This window comes from Bariatricus massiliensis, assembly GCF_900086725.1.
GTDB lineage: Bacteria > Bacillota > Clostridia > Lachnospirales > Lachnospiraceae > Allocoprococcus > Allocoprococcus massiliensis.
The window spans coordinates 567,753-585,544 of sequence record NZ_LT574836.1; the positions used below are offsets into that span (position 1 = coordinate 567,753).

A 17,792-nucleotide genomic window follows, 5' to 3' on the forward strand; every position below is an offset into this window, starting at 1 on the left:
ATATGACAGGTGATTGATATGGCTTTGCGTAGAAATAAAATAGGAAAAAAAGGCTATACACTGGTGGAGGCAATGGTTGTACTGGTTATTATCGGAATCATTGCCTCCATTGCGATTGGCGGGCTGACAATGTACCAGCGGTATGCAGCTTTCAAGAAGAATAATGAATATGCACAGACCCTTTTCTCGGCCGCACAGGCGGCGCTCAGCCATGCTAAGGCCAGCGGGCAGCTGGAAGAGCTTGGGGAGGAGCTGAAAAGCGGAGAAGCTTTAAGCGGCGAATTAAAAAAGGGCATGATTATAAACGGAACAAATTTTGATAAACGGGCGGCAGATGGCGGTCTGTATTTTTTATGTTATAAAAAGAGTGGTGAAATTGCCGGAGGAGCACACAAAATCTTGTATGATATGTTGGAGCCGTACGTCTATGACGATACCATTTTGAATGCATCGTACTGTATCGAATTTGACGCGGTGGACGGCACCGTGCTCGGGGTTCTCTACAGCGACAGGGCCAAAGGATTTTCCTATGACGGAGGGAGTACGACGGAGGCGAAAGGGACAGTCCATATTGCGGACAGGGATAAAGAAGCGAGAAAAAAGATTCTGCTCGGATATTATGGAGTAGAAAGTCTGTCGGCAAGAGCGCCCCAGAAGTCGGATAAAGCATTTATCAAAGAGATAAAACTGGTGAATGATGAGACACTTTATGCAGAGTGGACGGTGGACGCTGAGAAGTCTAATGTGACTGCGGATGCGATGCAGTTTGAATTCCAGCTGTGTAGAACGGACGCGGAAGGCAAAGAAGAGGTAATCGCAGAATTTACTGTGAATGACAGCGCCAAGGATGAGAATAAGCTCCAAAAAGAGAACGGAAGCGGCTATGTGAAATGTGATGTGTGGTTTTATGATCAGGAGGGGAAGAAAGCGGATGCCCCGATAACATATCAGTTCCCGGCCTATATTGATGAAGAACAGAAAATGGTTCTGGCACTGGATGCGGTGGATACGGCTGCAGAAGAGATTCTGAGGGCAAATCCCACGGAAGGCATATTGAAGGAGGAAGATTCCGAATTATTCAAGAATACATACAGTATACGGAGATTCACCGATAAGCCTGAGAATGTGTGCGTCAAGATTCAGGCATATGCTACGGGAGTCTATGAGACATCTGCCAGTGCATGGACGTTGTCCAATGAGGAAAATGCCTATTTTGCGAAGGCTGAGGATTCGGATTTTGATATTACGAACGCAAGGCATTTGTTTAACGTACGGTTTACCGAGCGCGGGCAGGAAATGAAAAGTGAAGGCGCGGCCAACTATACATATAAGCAGAAGAGCGACATCAGCTGGGGTGGAGAAGACGGCATCGTGGGGCATGGAAATGTCTACACGGAGATGGAAAAGAGACGATACAATGAAGAAAATAAGACTGCCTTTCCGACCATAACTGTACTTGCGGACGGAAACGCCTACCAAGGTGGAAATAAAACCTTGAGGAATCTATACATGACAGATACCGACGGACCTTTGGGACTCTTTGGAATCAACCGGGGCAGCATCAGCAGCCTGACTATGGAGCAATGTGTGATTATCAGTGAGACCGCCAGTTATGTGGGCTCCTTCTGTGGAGTCAATGCCGGAAAACTGAACAACCTCACAACCGGGAAAAACACGTCTGTGACAGGTGGAAATTATGTGGGCGGAATTGTTGGAGCCGATGGATACAGCTATATCGGAGCAGACGGTATGCGGGAGGCCGGAAAGCAGAGAGAATATAAAAACCTCTATAATGCTGCCAGTGTTACGGGAAGACAAGTGGCGGATGCCAATGCACATGACAGCAGCGCACTGAGCCAGCCTAATAAAGAGCTTGCACTTGCAGGAAATTTCGTGGGCGGGATTGTAAGCTATGTAAAAGGGACTTATGTCTCAGGAGGAACGGAAGTCAACGGAATATCCACGGATTCTTGGACAAATGCCGGCGATGTGACTTCAGAGTACAGCGGTAATAAAGGGAAAAGCTTTGTCGGCGGCCTCACCGGCTACGCTGAGGATGTACAATTCTATGACTGCCATGTAAGTGACAGCCACATATCGGGAGCAGGATATAATGATGAGAATGGAAATACGTCGGCCTATGTTGGCGGATTGATCGGTTATCTCACCCGGGGGCAGATCGTTAAAAGTTTCTTAGAAGGTAAAGGGAGTGTTACTGTAAATTGGGGGAATGTAGGGGGTATCGTCGGAAAAAATGATACCGGAGGTTTTGTCGGAAATTGCAAGACAGATATAGAATGGAAGATTATTTCTAAAAACTATCTTAATAATACTGGGTGCGGCGGCATTATCGGCTTCAATGCTTCTGCGGAAGCGATAATAAGTAACAACAATTTTGCCGCCGTCTCAAAGGACAATGCGTCGGGGAAAGATGTTGTGTCCACGGGAGGAATCATAGGGAGGCAGGAAAGCAAAGAGCTTTTCTCAATTTATGGCTGTGTCAATGAGGGGGATGTAAGCGCATTTACATCTCCGGGCGGAATTGTAGGCAGGATTAAGGGGGCAGGAGGAGAGATAAGCTCTTGTGAGAACTGGGCCTCGATATATACAGGAAAAGCCGACGGCTCAAGCAGAGAAGGCGCCGGAGGTATTGTGGCAAATATATATAGTATTGATTCAGGACAGACGGTGAAGATAGCGGACTGTACGAATCGTGGACTGATACAGGGGCAATACGGGGGGAACGGCGGAATCGTGGCTTCCATAACGGGAGCAGGAGCAACCCAGTATAAGCAAATTGTAATTACGAACTGTGTCAACATTGGTAAATGTGAATCAATCAAGGACACAAAAAATAACGCAGGAATTTTAGCCTTCTCTGATGTGGACAGAGAAATACTGATCACGAACTGTAAAAATTATGGTACTGGTAACGGAGACATTTGCGGGATTGCAGCAAACGTGAAGGCATCGACAAAGCTGCAGGGGAACTTCGGTGTGGCGTCGTGCGGCGTCCCTGTTGTACCTTACAACAGTCCGGCCAGTGTGACGGACGATAATTACTATTTTAGCAACCTTATCAAGAAGAAGGAAAGCATCGTCCAGACTGTTGACTATAAGGGAATCAATATAAGTACAGAAGGAAAACCGGCTCAAGTCCAGAGTGGCAACCCAATATCTAATCTTGTGGACGGAAGCCTGAACACCAGATGTTCTTATGAAATAAAGGACAGCAAGACCGAGAGCGCCATCATGATGGTATTCCAGCAGCCTCAGGAGCTGAAAACATTGGATATATACTGGTATGACCAGCAGGACAACGGAAGCAATGGTTTGCCGAGGGAATACAGCTATACACTGTCCTATTTAGAGTCGGGAAATGAAAAATTAGAGGATGCCAAAGCACTGTTTACGGAGGAGGGTACAGAAGACGGAACTCCTAAGGTATTCAGAGGTATCGGATATAAAAACACTTATATTAAATATGCGGACACGGTGGATTTGACAGACAGTCTTGTAGGCAATGAAAAGGTGCACGGTATTGTCATCACGGTTAAAGAGCATTCTCATACAAATCGTTTTGTGTCGCTGTTTGAAATCGCGGTGAATGATGACCACGATTTGGGTCTCACATATGAGGCGGAAGAGAATCTTGATACCAAGGGTACCCCGCTCGGGGTGACGGAAAACGGAGTGCCTTTCCATGCAATGAATAAGGCCAAGGGAAAAGTTGTTAAAAATATGCTCATGAATCCATTGGAAATCAAGACGGCATGTGAGGCGGAAGTATGTGAAAATGCGTATTTGACCTTGAATGAGCAGCTCAATGTCGAGAATGGTACTCTGACTGACGCGGAAATCGGAATGGTTTCAGGGAACGGGAAATCGCTTCTGGATTCGGCGCTGGAAACTATCAGCAGCTGGGGCGAGAAATTACTGGACTTTATCAGCCCCGGAACAGAAGAAGAGACGGAATCCATAGTTTCAGAAGAGGGGCAGGGTGCAGGCAGCTCTGAGCTGGGAGAAGAAGCGCCTTCAGCGACAGGCGGCGCTACGGAAGGAGAGGGGCAGGAAGAGACGGCCTTGCCGGAACCGGAAAAGAAAGAACCTCTCCGGCTTACTGAGACAGTACTGACGGATTCAGGCATTCCTCAGACAGCGGTATCGTGGGAGGAAGAAGAGTATGTGAAAATGTACGATATCCTGCTGCGGGGTAATCAGGATGATGCTTATCATTATACACTGACGAAGAATCCTCCGGAGGCAGAATATCCTTATCAGATTATGCATGAAACAGATAAAGTAGATACAGAGGGCAATATCGTCTGGGAGGAAATTCCGGCAAGAAAGGATGATACATATCCACATACAGAAAAACTGTCCGGCGGTACAACAGTGACCACATATTATTATCCGCTGGGATATAGCCGTACAATCGACGGAATCAAGACCGAAGAGCAGACTGTCACGCGGATGGTTCCGGCAGAGACCGGTGAGGAAGGCGTGGCTCAGGAGGAGCCTCAGATGATTGAGGAGACGACTACAGAGCTTGTGGAAGTACCCTGTCAGACGTTGAGCGTGGCCTATCTTGAATGCACGGTATATACAAAGCCGGATGGCAGTGTTAGCAGAAGATTACATCTTGTATTCCCTGATATAGAGACGGCGGAAGGTATTCAGGCGGTCTGTGGCACCGAAAGCGCATATCGCTTTACTTATGACATGATTATCACAAACCAAGTGTCTGATGAGATGCTGTACGAGGCGCCGGCGCCCATTCATTGGTGGAGAGAACTGGACTTATCGGGAAATTGGATTACCAAAGTGCGGGAGGCAGGAAAAGAAAACGAGTAGGAGGATTGGGCTATGTGTCATTTGCACAATAAAATAAAAGACCGTAAAAATGGCAGTGCCTTGATAGGCGTGCTTTGTGTCATGTGCATATTTGCTGCACTGGCCCTTTCCATGCTCTTTGCGGCCTATCAGGTGCTCCACCACTCTCAGCAGATTATGACGAAGGAGCAGTGTCATGTGCTGGCTGATACATTCAGCAGGGAAGTGAGCGGGGAGATAACAAACGCAAAGGATGATACGGACGGCCTGAGAGGATATATAAAGACATCCATGGAGGCAGGCGGCTGGACTTATTTTGATGATGAGGAGGCAGGCCATGCTAAAAAGGATGTGATGAAGCTGATTGAGACTCAGATGAACGATTCTCAGTTGGAAAAGAAAAGCGGGACTCTTGAGATTGGACTATACTGGAAAAGGGTAGGCGGTTCAGAAGCATATGAAAATCGGGTTCTTGTGGCAGAGGTCACGGCAAAGCTGAGAGGAGAGCAATACCAGATAGTCAATGAATACCGTCTGAAGCCAGATAGTGCCTCGGAAGGCGCACAGTGGGTATGGTATGCAGACAGCGCCAGAGTAGGAGGTGGAAGCTGATGAGAAAAGGAGGAAAGCTTCTCGACAATAAGGGGATGACATTGGTGGAAGTAATGACTGCCTTTGTGATACTGCTCATGGGAATGTCGGCCTTGATTCATGCAACCACATTGTCACTTAAACTGATTAATAAGTCAAAGGAAGTGCAGATAGAAGCAGACGAGGCGGTCAAAGATTATTATAAAAACCATACAAGTGATGGTGCTAAAGCCGAGGAGGATGTGACCATCAAGTTAATCCCTAAAGACGGACAGGACGCAGGTGAGATGGAATTAAAGCTCTATACCTATGAATCCCCTTCCACAGCCGAACTGGAGGGCGGCCGTTATCTATATTACTTCCAATCGGGAGGTGATGACTAGTGCCGATGTGCAGGAGAATAAAAAAGACGTGGACGCAGACAAAAGGTACCACCTTAGTGGAGCTTATGGTGGCTTTTGTACTGACTGCTATTCTCATGACTGCAGCCATTGCAGTGATTTCCCCGGCGGTGCGCGTGTTTAACCGCGTAGTGGGGACGAGCAGGGCACAGAGCGTCACTGATATCATTTTGGAAGAGGTATCTCAAGAATTAGAATCGGCAGAGCGAATCATGACAATCGGCAGTTCCCACATCGATTATGCGGACAAAAATGGACAGGGCGTCAGTATGATGCTGGGAGCAGAAGGGGCCGTGGACGACGGTCAGGATTTGAGTGGAATGCTGGTACTATATTATGGGGGCGATGATATTCAATGGTATCTGCCTGAAAAGACTTATATGGGATTTAAAATGACAGAGTTGACATTCCAGCAGATAGACGATAAGAACTTGATAGAAGTGACCGTTAAAATCAAGAATAACAGAAGTGGGATTTCTTATGAGCGGACGAAAATAGTGCAGTGCTATAAAGTCGGAAACGGGGGGATTCCAATCGATTGACGGGTAATTGAAAGTGTCGCAGTTTCATCAGAAAAATGTACAAATTCAACATGGTTATTGAAAATCTATAGAAAGTATCATTATAATGAATCATCAAAACAAATACTGTTTAAAAGAAAGGGAGTTTATTATCATGATTCAGAGATTAAAGAAAGCAAAAGAAAACAAAAAAGGGTTTACTCTGGTAGAATTGATTGTTGTATTGGTTATTTTGGCAATCCTGATTGCTTTGTTGGTACCGGCACTTACGGGGTATATTAACAAGGCTAATGAGAAGAAAGTAGGGACTGAGGCAAGAAATGCGTTGATGGCAGCGCAGACACTTGCATCTGAAAAATATGCAGAAAAATCAACAAGTGCAGGATATACACCTACATTTGCAGAAAATGGAGATATAAAATTATCAGCAGTGCAGACATTAGCTGAGACACCAGTAGCACCTACTTCTGTCACATGTAATGCACAAGGGCAAGTAACAGTATTAGTATATACCAACAAGGGATATACGGCAACGTATACTAAAGCTAATGATACGCAATGGGCTATTACAACGGCTACGAATTAAGTAAAAATAATTAATTATTCTATATGATGATTGGGGAGTCAGGTGGAACAGCAAAAAGACAGCATATGGCAAAAAATCAGAATACATAAGACAAAGTTCCTAATCATTATTCTAGTGATAATGGTCATGGCAGCGGCGGTATATGTCCCAAACTTGATTGCGCGGGGTGCGGCCCGGCGGGTTCTGACTCATGCCAAGAGTGTGCGGCTTGCGACACAGATTACCTACTATGATTATTACGCATCCGGCGAGGAGTTTTTTGAAACCGACAGGATTGGAATCAAGCCGGACGGTGAAAAAGAGATTCTGGAGCTGGCGCAGTGCGGGGGAAAGATTTATCGAGTAGAATTTGACGAAAAAAGCTTCCGTGTCAGCAGGTTGATTTATCTCGAGGGAGACTACATCGTAGACTTCCGGGATATAGAAGATAATCCTCAGTGGAACGTGTATCGGCTCGATAAGTTGATTTCATAGGCTGATACAATCAGAATAAGATTTTAACTCTTGAACAAGAGGGAATGGAGGGTGTACCTCGAAGTCTCAGGACTTTCAGGGCACCCTCTTTTGTAAGAAATAATCAGGAAAGAAATGGTTCGATTATGGCAGGAAGTTTGTTGACAGCAATCATATATTTTTTTATATTTATATTAGGCGCTTCTATATTTTCATTTGTCAATGTCCTTATCTATCGAGTGCCGAGAAAGATGCCTTTCGGAAATGAGAGGAGTATCTGTCCGTCATGCGGTAATACTTTGAAGGGCTATGATATGATTCCGGTACTGAGTTGGTTAATATTAGGTGGAAAATGTAGATTCTGCAGGGAAAGGATATCTGTCCGTTATCCGCTTGTGGAGTTGCTGGGCGGGAGCCTTGCGGTTTTTGCTTTGTTTTGGTTTGGAAAGGAAGAGGATGTCACTCTATTTTTGTTGGGGAGAACGGCCCTCGTGGTCGTGCTTTTGGGAATCCTGACAGCGGTGGCATTCGTTGATATAGAATTCATGGAAATACCCAATGGTTTTGTGATGGCAGTTGCGGTTTGTGCGGTGATTGCCTGTTTTCTGTTTCCTGAGATAGGATTCACAGAACGTCTTATAGGTATAGCGGCAGTCAGTGTACCGCTTCTTCTGATGGCGCTTGCGATACCCGGGGCATTTGGAGGCGGAGACATCAAGCTGATGGCGGCGGCGGGGGCGTTTCTCGGATGGAAACAGGTCATTGTTGCCATATTGATTGCCATTCTGACAGGCGGTTTTTATGGGATGTATCTGCTGGCCGCTAAGAAAAAGGACAGGAAAGAGCATTTTGCCTTCGGCCCTTTTTTGTGTGTCGGCATAGCAGTTTCAGTATTTGCCGGTTCACAGCTTATGGAATGGTATTTGAGCCTTCTAGCTGTTTGACAAGAAGCATTCGTGCAGTAGATAAAGTATCCGGTTGAAAAAGGAGGATTTGGATAGATGGCAGAGGAAAAGGGAACGGTCAAGAAGTTTTCCGGTAAACTAAAAACGCCGGTGGTGGCGGATTTTTGCAGACAGTTAGGAACACTTCTTCAGGCAGGGGTGTCGTTGGCACGGGCCATGAATATCATATCGGAAGAACATGGACTGAAACCAGAGCTGAGGGAACTGTATCTGGATATTCAGGCCACTATCCGGCAGGGAGTTCCTCTTTCTGAGGCTCTCGAGAGGCAGGAGGGTGTGTTCCCCGTACTCCTCATCAACATGATTCGTTCAGGAGAGGCAAATGGAACCATGGATCAAACCGCCCTTCGTATGGCGGATTATTATGAAAAGCAGCACAAATTAAATGGGAAAGTTAAGAGCGCCATGATATATCCCAAGGTGCTGACTACGCTGCTTGTGTTTGTTGTCATCTTTATTATGGTCTATCTCGTCCCCCAGTTTCAGGAAATATTTGACGAGATGGAGTCACTGCCCATACCTACGGTGATTTTGCTTGGAATCAGCGACGCGTTCAAGAATTACTGGGCCGCAATTCTTGTGGCAGTATTGATTGCATGGCTGGTGCTGCATTTCGTAACACAGCTATCTGTCATCCGATATGGACTCGACAAGATGAAATTAAAGATTCCTTATATCGGAGGGCTGCTCAGAAAAATATATACCGCAAGGTTCGCGCGGACGCTGTGTTCTCTCTACAGCAGTGGTATTCCTATTGTTCTTGCACTGCAGACGAGCAGTAATACAATTGGAAATGCATACATAGAAGAACAGTTCGGCGATATTATAGCCCGGGTAAGGTCTGGTGAATCCTTATCACAGGCATTGCTTCAGGTGGACGGTTTCCAGAAGAAACTCGCATCCAGTATTATGGTTGGGGAAGAGACTGGTAATCTGGATGATATGCTCAATTCCATCGCGGACAATCTGGACTATGAAGCAGAGCGGGCGCTGGAACGTCTGGTAGCGCTTCTTGAGCCGGCGCTCATTATTGTGATGGCTGTCATCATCGCGTTTGTTGTCATTGCGGTCATTTTGCCTATCTATCAGTCATATGCGACTATAGAGCAGGGATATTAGGAGGAGGAAACATGGCAGTTAGTGTTTATTTATCAAATAATACCGTGCAGATTGTCTGCGGGGATGCGAGAAAAAAGCAGATTCGGGTGGAGAAGATTTATTCACTCACGATTCCAGAAGGAAGTCTGTTGAACGGTGTAATTACCTCCGAAATGAATCTAAAACATGATTTGAAACAAATCTGGGAAACGTATCAGCTTCCAAGTAAAGGAGTACGCCTTGTCTTGGACAGCAGCCAGATTATGTTGAAAACGGTACAGACTCCAAAAGCCAACGCGAAAAAAATTCTGGCATCCGTAGCACAAGAGTTTGCAGATACTATTAACATAGACCAGTATGTGTTCGACGGTAAGATTCTGCGGGAGGAAGCAGGACAGAAAAAGGTCGAAGTTCTGGCCGCGGCGGCAGAGCAGGAATACCTTGCGGATTTTGTGAGAATGTTTCAGGATATAGGTGTAACGCTGGAAGGGATTGATGTTGCTGTCAACGCCCAGATGAAAGTGCTGGGAAGGATACCGGAGCTGAAAAAGGAGACGATGATTACCTCGCACCTTGACGGGAACAACCTTGTCAGCACATTGATCGTAGACGGCAATTATAAATATTTTAACCGTACCCGGCTGTTCAGTGAGCATGGTACCGAAGGATTTGCCGCGGAGGTGGCGAGGACCGTCAGCTCTATCATGCAGTTTTATTCTTCACAAAAATATGAAAAGCCGTTGGAACAAGTATATATGGGAGGCTATTCGGCGCAGGACTATGAGCTGTGCCGTGAGGCCATAGAACGTCTGGGCATGCGGGCGCAGATTCCAGAAAATTCGGATGCATTTGCCATGCCGGAGACAGGGCAGACGGTAGTTGAAAGTGACTTGAAGGGCGAACCGGTACGGACTTGTGACTATATCTATGCAATCGGCGCGCTGATTCAGGATAAGGGAGATATCGATTTTTATGAGCGGTATAGAAAGGGCCAGAAGCGTACGGCGAAAAGTGGGCTCGGCGCAGGGAAACTTATACCAATAATCGTGACGTTCGGTGTCTGTGCCGTGGCTTCTGCCGTGCTTTTGGCAATGAATATGATAACGCAGAGAAAGATCGACAAAGCTGAGGAATATATAGAGAACCCAGCAAACCAATTGTCCTATATGGATGCGCTGGATAAGCAGGCGGAGGCCAGCAGGCTGCAGAGCATGGTGCGTGAGGGCGAGGGAATCTGGGAGATTATACATTCTTATCCAATGCCCAACAGTAAGGTAGAGCAGGAAATTGTACAGTGTGCGGGAGATGAAGTTTCCATAACTGTCAATTCTTACGATGCCAAGACCGGTGTGTATGAATTTACTGCGCAGTCTTCCAATGTAACCATAATCAACGAATTTATCACGAGACTCAGAGAAAGCGCCGTATTTGCCAATCTGGAATATTCCGGATACAGCATGGAGGAAAAGACGGGGAACTATCTGATTATGGTAAATGGATTTTTGAATGAGAATGCAGGGAAATAGGGGGATGCGGAAATGAAATTAACAGAAAAAGATAAAAAGTTATTGTATCTGCTTTGCATCCTGATTATAGTGGCTATCTTTGGGTTCTTTATTATAAAGCCCCAGATAGATAAAAAGAGTAAACTGGAAGACACGTTGTCTGAGGCGGAGGGCAAGAAGAACTCTATGGAGGTCATGATTGCCACGGCTCCCTCCAGTGAGACGATTATCGAAGAATCGACGGAGTCCTACAATAAGCTGGTGGAGGACTTTTACCCACTTATGAATTCCAATCAGATGGAGTCTGTGATTACAGAGATGGTGCTGGACAGCCATCTGACCTCTCTGGAGCTGGATGTGTCCAGCAGACCTGAGCCGTCTGAAATGGAAGCATATTTTGCGTCTGTGAAAGGGCAGCAGGCCCAGCCCACAGAGGAGGAAAAGGCAGACAGTCAGGAACAATCTGACAATCCATCCTCAGAATCGGGAGAGGGTGGGAGCACAGTGACGGCCAGCGCCGTCTACACGTTTAAGGTATCGGTCACGGCTACCGGAGCGGAGGCCGATATGAAAGGACTGATAGATAAAATCTGTGCAGATTGTCCGGCCATACGAATTACCGGATATGAGTTAAATACGAAGACAGGAATCAGCGCCAGCAATGAAGTGAAGAGCGTCACTTCCTTGAAGCTGGATATGGAAGTATACATGGCCCCAAAGCAGGCTGAATAAAAAAGCAGGAAAGCAGGAAGAAATATGAAGAGTATTCGAATTGGCGATGTGCTGGAACAGCAGGGATATGTCACCCGCGAACAGCTTGATCAGGCTGTGGAATATCAGAAAGAACACCGGGATAAAAGATTCGGGGAAATATTGATTGAGCTGGGATATATAAAAGAATCCCAGATGCTGGAAGCTCTGGCGGCCCGTATGCAGATAGACGTGGTAAATATTTCCGATTTATCGGTGGACACACAGGCGGTGGCAAAGATTCCCAGACAGCTTGCGGAAAAATATCATATTCTTGCTTATGAAATCAAAGAGCAGAGTCTTGCAGTGATCGTAAATGATCCGTTGAATCTTTATGCGTTGGAGGATGTAAGGCAGCTGACCGGAATGCAGCTGGAAGTTCATCTGGCAGAGCTCATGCCGCTGAAACGCGCGCTGGAATATTTTTATGCGGAGGTATCCGCAAAGCAGGCTGCCAGTCAGGCCAATGAGAGTATGGAGCAGGCGGAGGAGGAGCTGGCGTTCATCGATGAGATAGACGAGGAGAGCAACAGTGATGTCCCGGTAATCAAGCTTTTGAACAGCCTAATCATGCGGGCCTACAACACCAATGCCAGTGATATTCATATAGAGCCGTTTGAATTCAAAACGGTCGTCCGCATGAGAATCGACGGTACATTGGTGGAGTATGTGACGCTGAAGCGGTCTCTCCATGCTCCGCTTATCGCCCGTATTAAGATTGTAGGCAATATGGATATTGCAGAGAAACGTATCCCTCAGGACGGACATTTCAAGATGAAGGTGGATGGAGACGATGTAAATATGCGTGTCTCGGTCATCCCCACGGTTTTCGGCGAGAAGGCGGTCATCCGTCTCCTCAGCAACCGGGCGCCCATTGACCACAAAGGGACATTCGGTATGACGGAGGAAAATTATAAAAAGTTCGCGCCTCTTTTGAAGTCGCCCAATGGAATTATATACATGACAGGGCCTACTGGTTCTGGAAAAACAACAACACTCTATATGATACTGGAGTCTCTTGCGAGAGGATATGTAAATATTTCAACGATTGAAGACCCGGTTGAAAAAAATCTGCCAAAGATAAATCAGATGCAGGTGAATAATCAGGCCGGGCTGAGTTTTGAAGCAGGGCTTCGGGCTCTGCTCAGACAGGATCCTGATATTATCATGGTAGGAGAGACAAGAGATAATGAGACGGCCTCTATTTCAGTGCGTGCGGCCATTACCGGACATCTGGTGCTGTCAACTCTGCATACGAACAATGCGGTCTCATCCATTGTCCGCCTTATAGACATGGGATTGGAGCCATATCTGGTAGCCAATTCACTGGTTGGGCTTGTGGCACAGCGTCTGATGAGAAAAGTTTGTCCGGAGTGTGCCGAGACAGTTGAGACAAGCGAATTGGAGCGGGAAATCCTCGGTGAGGAAGTCCGTTTCATTAAAAAGGCGAAAGGATGCCCTAAATGTACAAACACAGGATATCAGGGCCGTGTTGCCATCCATGAACTGGCCGTGATTGACAGGACTATGCGCGCCATGATTTCCGAAGGAAGGACTGCGGAGGAAATACAGGAGTATGCTATGAAAGAGCAGGGGATGGAGACTTTGAGACAGAGCGCCGCCAGACTTGTCACAGAGGGGGTTACGACAATGGATGAGCTGTGGAAAGTTACATATTATGACTCATAAATAGACAGATTATGAAATTGGGAGGAAGAGAATGGAGATAGATAAAATTATACTAAAAGCAAGGGAAATGGGAGTTTCCGATATTCATATTTCCGAGGGCCTGCCCATGACATTCCGTATTTGTGGAAAGCTGACCCAGAGCCCGCTTCAGATGTCGGGCGGTGAGACGAGGGCAACCATACTTTCCATGCTGCGTAAGAAGCAGGAAGAACGTCTGAACAGCGGGGAAGATATCGATTTCGCGATCCAGACGTCAGACGGGAACCGTCAGCGTGTCAATGTATTCTGTCAGCAGGGGAAGGCGGCAGCTACAATCCGTCTCCTCGATAATAAGATATCTACGCTGGAGGAGCTTCATTTGCCGCATGTGCTGGAGGAATTGGCGGGACGCCCAAGAGGCCTGATTCTTGTGACAGGCCCGACAGGAAGCGGAAAATCTACTACCTTGGCAGCGATGATTGATTATGTGAACCGCACAAGGGCGGAGCATATTATAACGATTGAAGATCCGATAGAGTATGTATATCAACAAAAACGCTCTATTATTCATCAGCGGGAAGTGGGCGCAGACACAAAGAGCTTTGCTTCCGCACTGCGCAGTGCCCTCCGTGAAGACCCGGATGTAATATTGGTGGGAGAGATGCGTGACTATGAAACCATATCTGCGGCTGTGACAGCGGCTGAGACCGGTCATCTGGTACTGTCCACCCTCCATACGACCGGCGCGGCCCAGACCATCGACCGTATTATAGACGCTTGTCCTGCAAACAGCCAGAATCAGATACGGACACAGCTTGCCGGTATATTGAACGGTGTAATCACTCAGACTCTGATTCCGACACGGGACGGGGGCGCGCGGGTTCCGGCAACGGAGATTTTGATAGGAACAGATGCCACTTTGAATCTGATACGGGAAAACAAGTGCCATCAGATGAACACTATTATGCAGTCCGGCGCTGGAAGCGGTATGCATACTCTGAATCACGATTTAGCCAGACTTGTGCGGACAGGCATGATAGCGCAGGAGGACGCAGCTAAGTACAGCAACGATAGAAATGATTTAAAACAGTATCTGTAAAATATAGAGGGGACTGTCATGAGAGAACGTTTGAGGAAGCTGAAAGAGAATAAAGGTGGTTTCACGCTGGTGGAGCTGATAGTTGTGCTGGTCATTCTCGCCATTCTTGCAGGAATGCTGATACCTTCTCTGACCGGATATATCGATAAGGCCCATGAAAAGACCGCTCTTCTGGAATGCCGGCAGGCGGTGCTTGCGGCACAGGTCAAAGCCTCAGAGGAATACGGGAAAGGCAATACTACTGTGGTTTTTGATTTGACGGAAATCAAAGAGCTGTCTGAAGTGCCGGGGATCGTAAATACAGTTACAGCAGTGGACGGTAAAGTTACTTATCTTAAATATACTTCTAAACGAGGGATTGTTGTAATATATGAGAATGGAGAGTATCGGATAGAAGGGAAGACCGAGGGAGGTGGCGAGTCTGGAGATGGCACAGGCGGAGGAGAAGCCGGTACACCGGATGTGGGGCCGGGGACGGGAGAGACTCCGGAGAAGCCCGGACAGAGTACCGGATTGGAGTATCAGGTCGGCGACGTAACTTTCGAAGCCGTCGGAGATATTGATGAAATGCTTAAAAATGGCGGAGGGAACGGAGTCACAGTACCAAGAGGTATTTACAAATCTGGAGGAGAAATATATTATGTACATTCAGGAATGTGGTATAATGGTGGAAATCTATCAGGGCATGCGTATAAGCTGAACACGGAGGAAGTTAGACCATATATAGGCCAATCGTCAATTCAATTAGGAGAGGTATACAGCAAAGAAGGAAAATATTATCTGGCAGTCGATGCGGCGGCAAGAGCTACGCAGCCACCCGCATGGTGCTGGGAAGAAATTCATCCGAAGCAATAACAATGTTCTGAAAAAAGGAGTTAAAAAGAGAGTAAGATGGAAAAAGATATAAAGCGTGTAAAACGTGAATTAGTGCAGCGGGGCACCATTGTAGATATGTACCGCGACCATATGGAATTTTCAAATGGGAATAAAGAGGAATGGGACTATATCCATCACCGTGGGGCGGCGGCAGTCGTTCCGGTTGCGGAAGACGGTAAAATCATCATGGTGCGCCAATACCGCAACGCTCTCGAGCGGTTCACACTCGAGATACCGGCTGGCGCGCTGGACGAACCGGAGGAGCCGGGGAAAGAATGCTCCGCAAGGGAACTGGAGGAGGAGACGGGGTACCGATCTGAGGAGTTAGAGTGGCTGATTACACTTCGGACAACGGTGGCATTCTGCAATGAACGGATTGAGGTGTATGTGGCTAAGAACTTGATTTCCACAAAGCAGCACTTGGATGACAATGAGTTCGTCAATGTTGAGAAGTTTACGATAGAAGAATTGAAACAGAAGATTTTTACGGGAGAGATCGAAGATTCTAAAACAGTCGCCGCTTTGCTGGCCTATGACGCAAAGTACAACAGGTAAAACATGAGAAATCCGTAGACATCAGGGTCAAAGAGTGTTTTACCCCCAACATCAGAATATTAAATAAAACCCGGCATATAATGAAGTATCTGGCGGACAGGAGGATTAACTGTGAGGATACATCAAAGAAAGAATTACTTTGTCATTCTTTATATGCTGGGTTTTTTGTGCGGCATATTATATGCCAATTTTATAGCCCGAAACTATATCACTATGACAGGAATTTTCCATGAATATTTTTTGAACCAGTATACCCAGACGAAGATAGTGATTGAAGATTACTTTTTGTATCTTCTTCAATGGCGGGTGCTTCCCTTTGTGGCAGTCGCGCTGCTGGGGTGTACGAGACTGCGCAAAGCCGCAGCGGTAGCCTGCCTGCTCTGGACAGGCTTTTCGGGAGGTGTTCTGGCTGTGGGGGCGGTACTCCGCATGGGGGCAAAGGGGATGCTCCTCTGTCTGGCGGGAATATTCCCACAGCTGATTTTTTACATCATGTCATACGCTATGCTTTTATGGTATCTGTACAAATACCCGGAGTCACGGTGGAACAGTACAAAGACAGTCTTTGTGATTTTGATGATGGGTGCGGGAATTATAACAGAAATGTACTTAAATCCGGGAATCGTAAGGTGGTTCATGGATGTGGTGATGTAAGTATAGTATGGAGGCTTGTCGAAAATGAGAGGAACTTCTGTTTTCTTTTTATTGGAAATTGTAGTAGGATACGGTATAATGAAAATGTGTGATTATTAAGGTACGGAAATGAGAGAATTGGAGGAACAAAATGGAAAGTGATTTGAGATTCGCGATTTTAATAGATGCGGACAATATATCGGACAGATATATTAAGATTATTTTAGACGAGACTGCCAACAATGGAGTGGCAACTTATAAGCGGATTTATGGGGATTGGACAAGTCCTCAGCTGGCCTCTTGGAAACAAGTGCTGCTGGAAAATTCAATTATACCGATGCAGCAATACAGCTATACGACCGGAAAGAATTCTACAGACTCCGCTATGATAATAGATGCCATGGACATTATGTATTCTGGCACAGTGGATGGATATTGTATTGTATCTTCGGACAGCGATTTCACAAGATTGGCGGCACGTCTCAGAGAATCAGGGATGCAGGTGATAGGGATGGGGGAGAGCAAGACACCCAAACCTTTTATCTCAGCATGCAATCAGTTTAAGTATCTTGATCTTCTTTACTCTAACCAGCAGGAGGAAGAAAAAGAGGAGGCGGCAGAACGCCATACAGAGACAGAGGAGAAGACTTTGGATAATCTCCATGCCAGACATAAAAATGAAGGCCTAAAAGAAAAAGATTTGAAACGCATACGACATACGATCAATGCGATTATCAATAAATTTTCAGATGAAGACGGGTGGCTGTTTTCAGGAAAGCTCGGTGACCAGTTGTCGAAGCGTCTGCCCGATTTTGACGTCAGAAACTACGGATTCTCTAAGCTTACACCCTTTGTAAAGTCCTTGGGAGACTATGAGATTGGAAAAATGTCCAACGGAAGCGGACAGAAACAGATTTATATACGGTTGAAGTCTAAGAAGTAGGGAGTGTGCCGAGTTCCGGAAGAACCGCCAATATCCCAAAGTGTCCATGAATGGTATAGAATAGGCATAAAATTCGTGTCCGCCGGGAGCAATTTCGGCGGACACGCCCATCTTATACCTAAATTATTATATGTGGCCACCGAGACTTACCATTTCACCGTTGGATAATCAGTATTTCAGTTGCAAGGCTCTAGTGTTTTATGCTATTATAATTTTATTCTTTAGCGGAAGGCATTCCATGCCTGTTCAGCCGTTAAATTAACATTTCGACGCTCCGTATTCGGAGCAGTTACCGTGGTTGTGAGAAATAACGTT

The 17,792-nt window shown here is 46.4% G+C and carries 16 protein-coding genes; all 16 read left to right on the plus strand.

All coding sequences use genetic code 11. The features are described from left to right. The first annotated feature begins 18 nt into the window (after positions 1-18). The 16 genes from BN6465_RS04275 to BN6465_RS04350 all read left to right on the plus strand — a co-directional run bounded on the left by BN6465_RS04275 (position 19) and on the right by BN6465_RS04350 (position 17,477). A complete protein-coding gene (locus BN6465_RS04275) occupies positions 19-4,854 on the plus strand; it encodes a prepilin-type N-terminal cleavage/methylation domain-containing protein (RefSeq protein ID WP_066731996.1) in 4,836 nt (1,611 codons plus the stop codon). Between the two features lie 12 nt (positions 4,855-4,866). Continuing rightward, the gene (locus tag BN6465_RS04280; RefSeq protein WP_066731998.1) at positions 4,867-5,445 is read left to right on the plus strand and encodes a hypothetical protein; all 579 of its coding nucleotides are present in this window, start codon (positions 4,867-4,869) and stop codon (positions 5,443-5,445) included. Beyond that, positions 5,445-5,807: a type IV pilus modification PilV family protein gene (locus BN6465_RS04285; RefSeq protein ID WP_066732001.1), complete on the plus strand. Its 363-nt coding sequence runs from the start codon at positions 5,445-5,447 to the stop codon at positions 5,805-5,807. The genes BN6465_RS04280 and BN6465_RS04285 overlap by 1 nt, the downstream gene beginning before the upstream one ends. 5 nt (positions 5,808-5,812) lie before the next feature. Beyond that, a complete protein-coding gene (locus BN6465_RS04290) occupies positions 5,813-6,367 on the plus strand; it encodes a PilW family protein (RefSeq protein ID WP_227183272.1) in 555 nt (184 codons plus the stop codon). 133 nt (positions 6,368-6,500) lie between these two features. Continuing rightward, a complete protein-coding gene (locus BN6465_RS04295; RefSeq protein ID WP_066732005.1) occupies positions 6,501-6,932 on the plus strand; it encodes a type IV pilin protein in 432 nt (143 codons plus the stop codon). A gap of 42 nt (positions 6,933-6,974) precedes the next feature. Beyond that, entirely contained in the window at positions 6,975-7,406 is a 432-nt protein-coding gene (locus tag BN6465_RS04300) for a hypothetical protein (protein WP_066732007.1), read from the plus strand. Between the two features lie 125 nt (positions 7,407-7,531). Further along, positions 7,532-8,329, plus strand: a complete 798-nt coding sequence (locus BN6465_RS04305) for a prepilin peptidase (RefSeq protein ID WP_066732010.1) — start codon at positions 7,532-7,534, stop codon at positions 8,327-8,329. 57 nt (positions 8,330-8,386) lie between these two features. Further along, positions 8,387-9,469 (plus strand): type II secretion system F family protein, encoded by a 1,083-nt coding sequence (locus BN6465_RS04310; RefSeq protein WP_066732012.1) that lies wholly within the window; start codon positions 8,387-8,389, stop codon positions 9,467-9,469. Between the two features lie 11 nt (positions 9,470-9,480). After that, positions 9,481-10,974, plus strand: a complete 1,494-nt coding sequence (gene pilM, locus BN6465_RS04315) for a type IV pilus biogenesis protein PilM (RefSeq protein WP_066732014.1) — start codon at positions 9,481-9,483, stop codon at positions 10,972-10,974. 12 nt (positions 10,975-10,986) lie between these two features. Beyond that, positions 10,987-11,685 (plus strand): hypothetical protein, encoded by a 699-nt coding sequence (locus BN6465_RS04320; RefSeq protein ID WP_066732016.1) that lies wholly within the window; start codon positions 10,987-10,989, stop codon positions 11,683-11,685. Positions 11,686-11,709: 24 nt separating this feature from the next. Then, complete coding sequence (locus BN6465_RS04325; RefSeq protein ID WP_066732018.1) at positions 11,710-13,392, plus strand: GspE/PulE family protein; 1,683 nt, start codon at positions 11,710-11,712, stop codon at positions 13,390-13,392. Between the two features lie 31 nt (positions 13,393-13,423). Beyond that, entirely contained in the window at positions 13,424-14,470 is a 1,047-nt protein-coding gene (locus BN6465_RS04330) for a type IV pilus twitching motility protein PilT (RefSeq protein ID WP_066732024.1), read from the plus strand. Positions 14,471-14,488: 18 nt separating this feature from the next. Further along, positions 14,489-15,325: a type II secretion system protein gene (locus BN6465_RS04335; protein ID WP_066732026.1), complete on the plus strand. Its 837-nt coding sequence runs from the start codon at positions 14,489-14,491 to the stop codon at positions 15,323-15,325. A 36-nt stretch (positions 15,326-15,361) separates the two neighbouring features. Further along, the gene (locus BN6465_RS04340; protein ID WP_066732028.1) at positions 15,362-15,901 is read left to right on the plus strand and encodes an NUDIX hydrolase; all 540 of its coding nucleotides are present in this window, start codon (positions 15,362-15,364) and stop codon (positions 15,899-15,901) included. A gap of 111 nt (positions 15,902-16,012) precedes the next feature. Further along, positions 16,013-16,555, plus strand: a complete 543-nt coding sequence (locus tag BN6465_RS04345; protein ID WP_066732030.1) for a hypothetical protein — start codon at positions 16,013-16,015, stop codon at positions 16,553-16,555. Between the two features lie 130 nt (positions 16,556-16,685). Continuing rightward, entirely contained in the window at positions 16,686-17,477 is a 792-nt protein-coding gene (locus tag BN6465_RS04350; protein ID WP_066732033.1) for an NYN domain-containing protein, read from the plus strand. Positions 17,478-17,792: the final 315 nt, after the last annotated feature.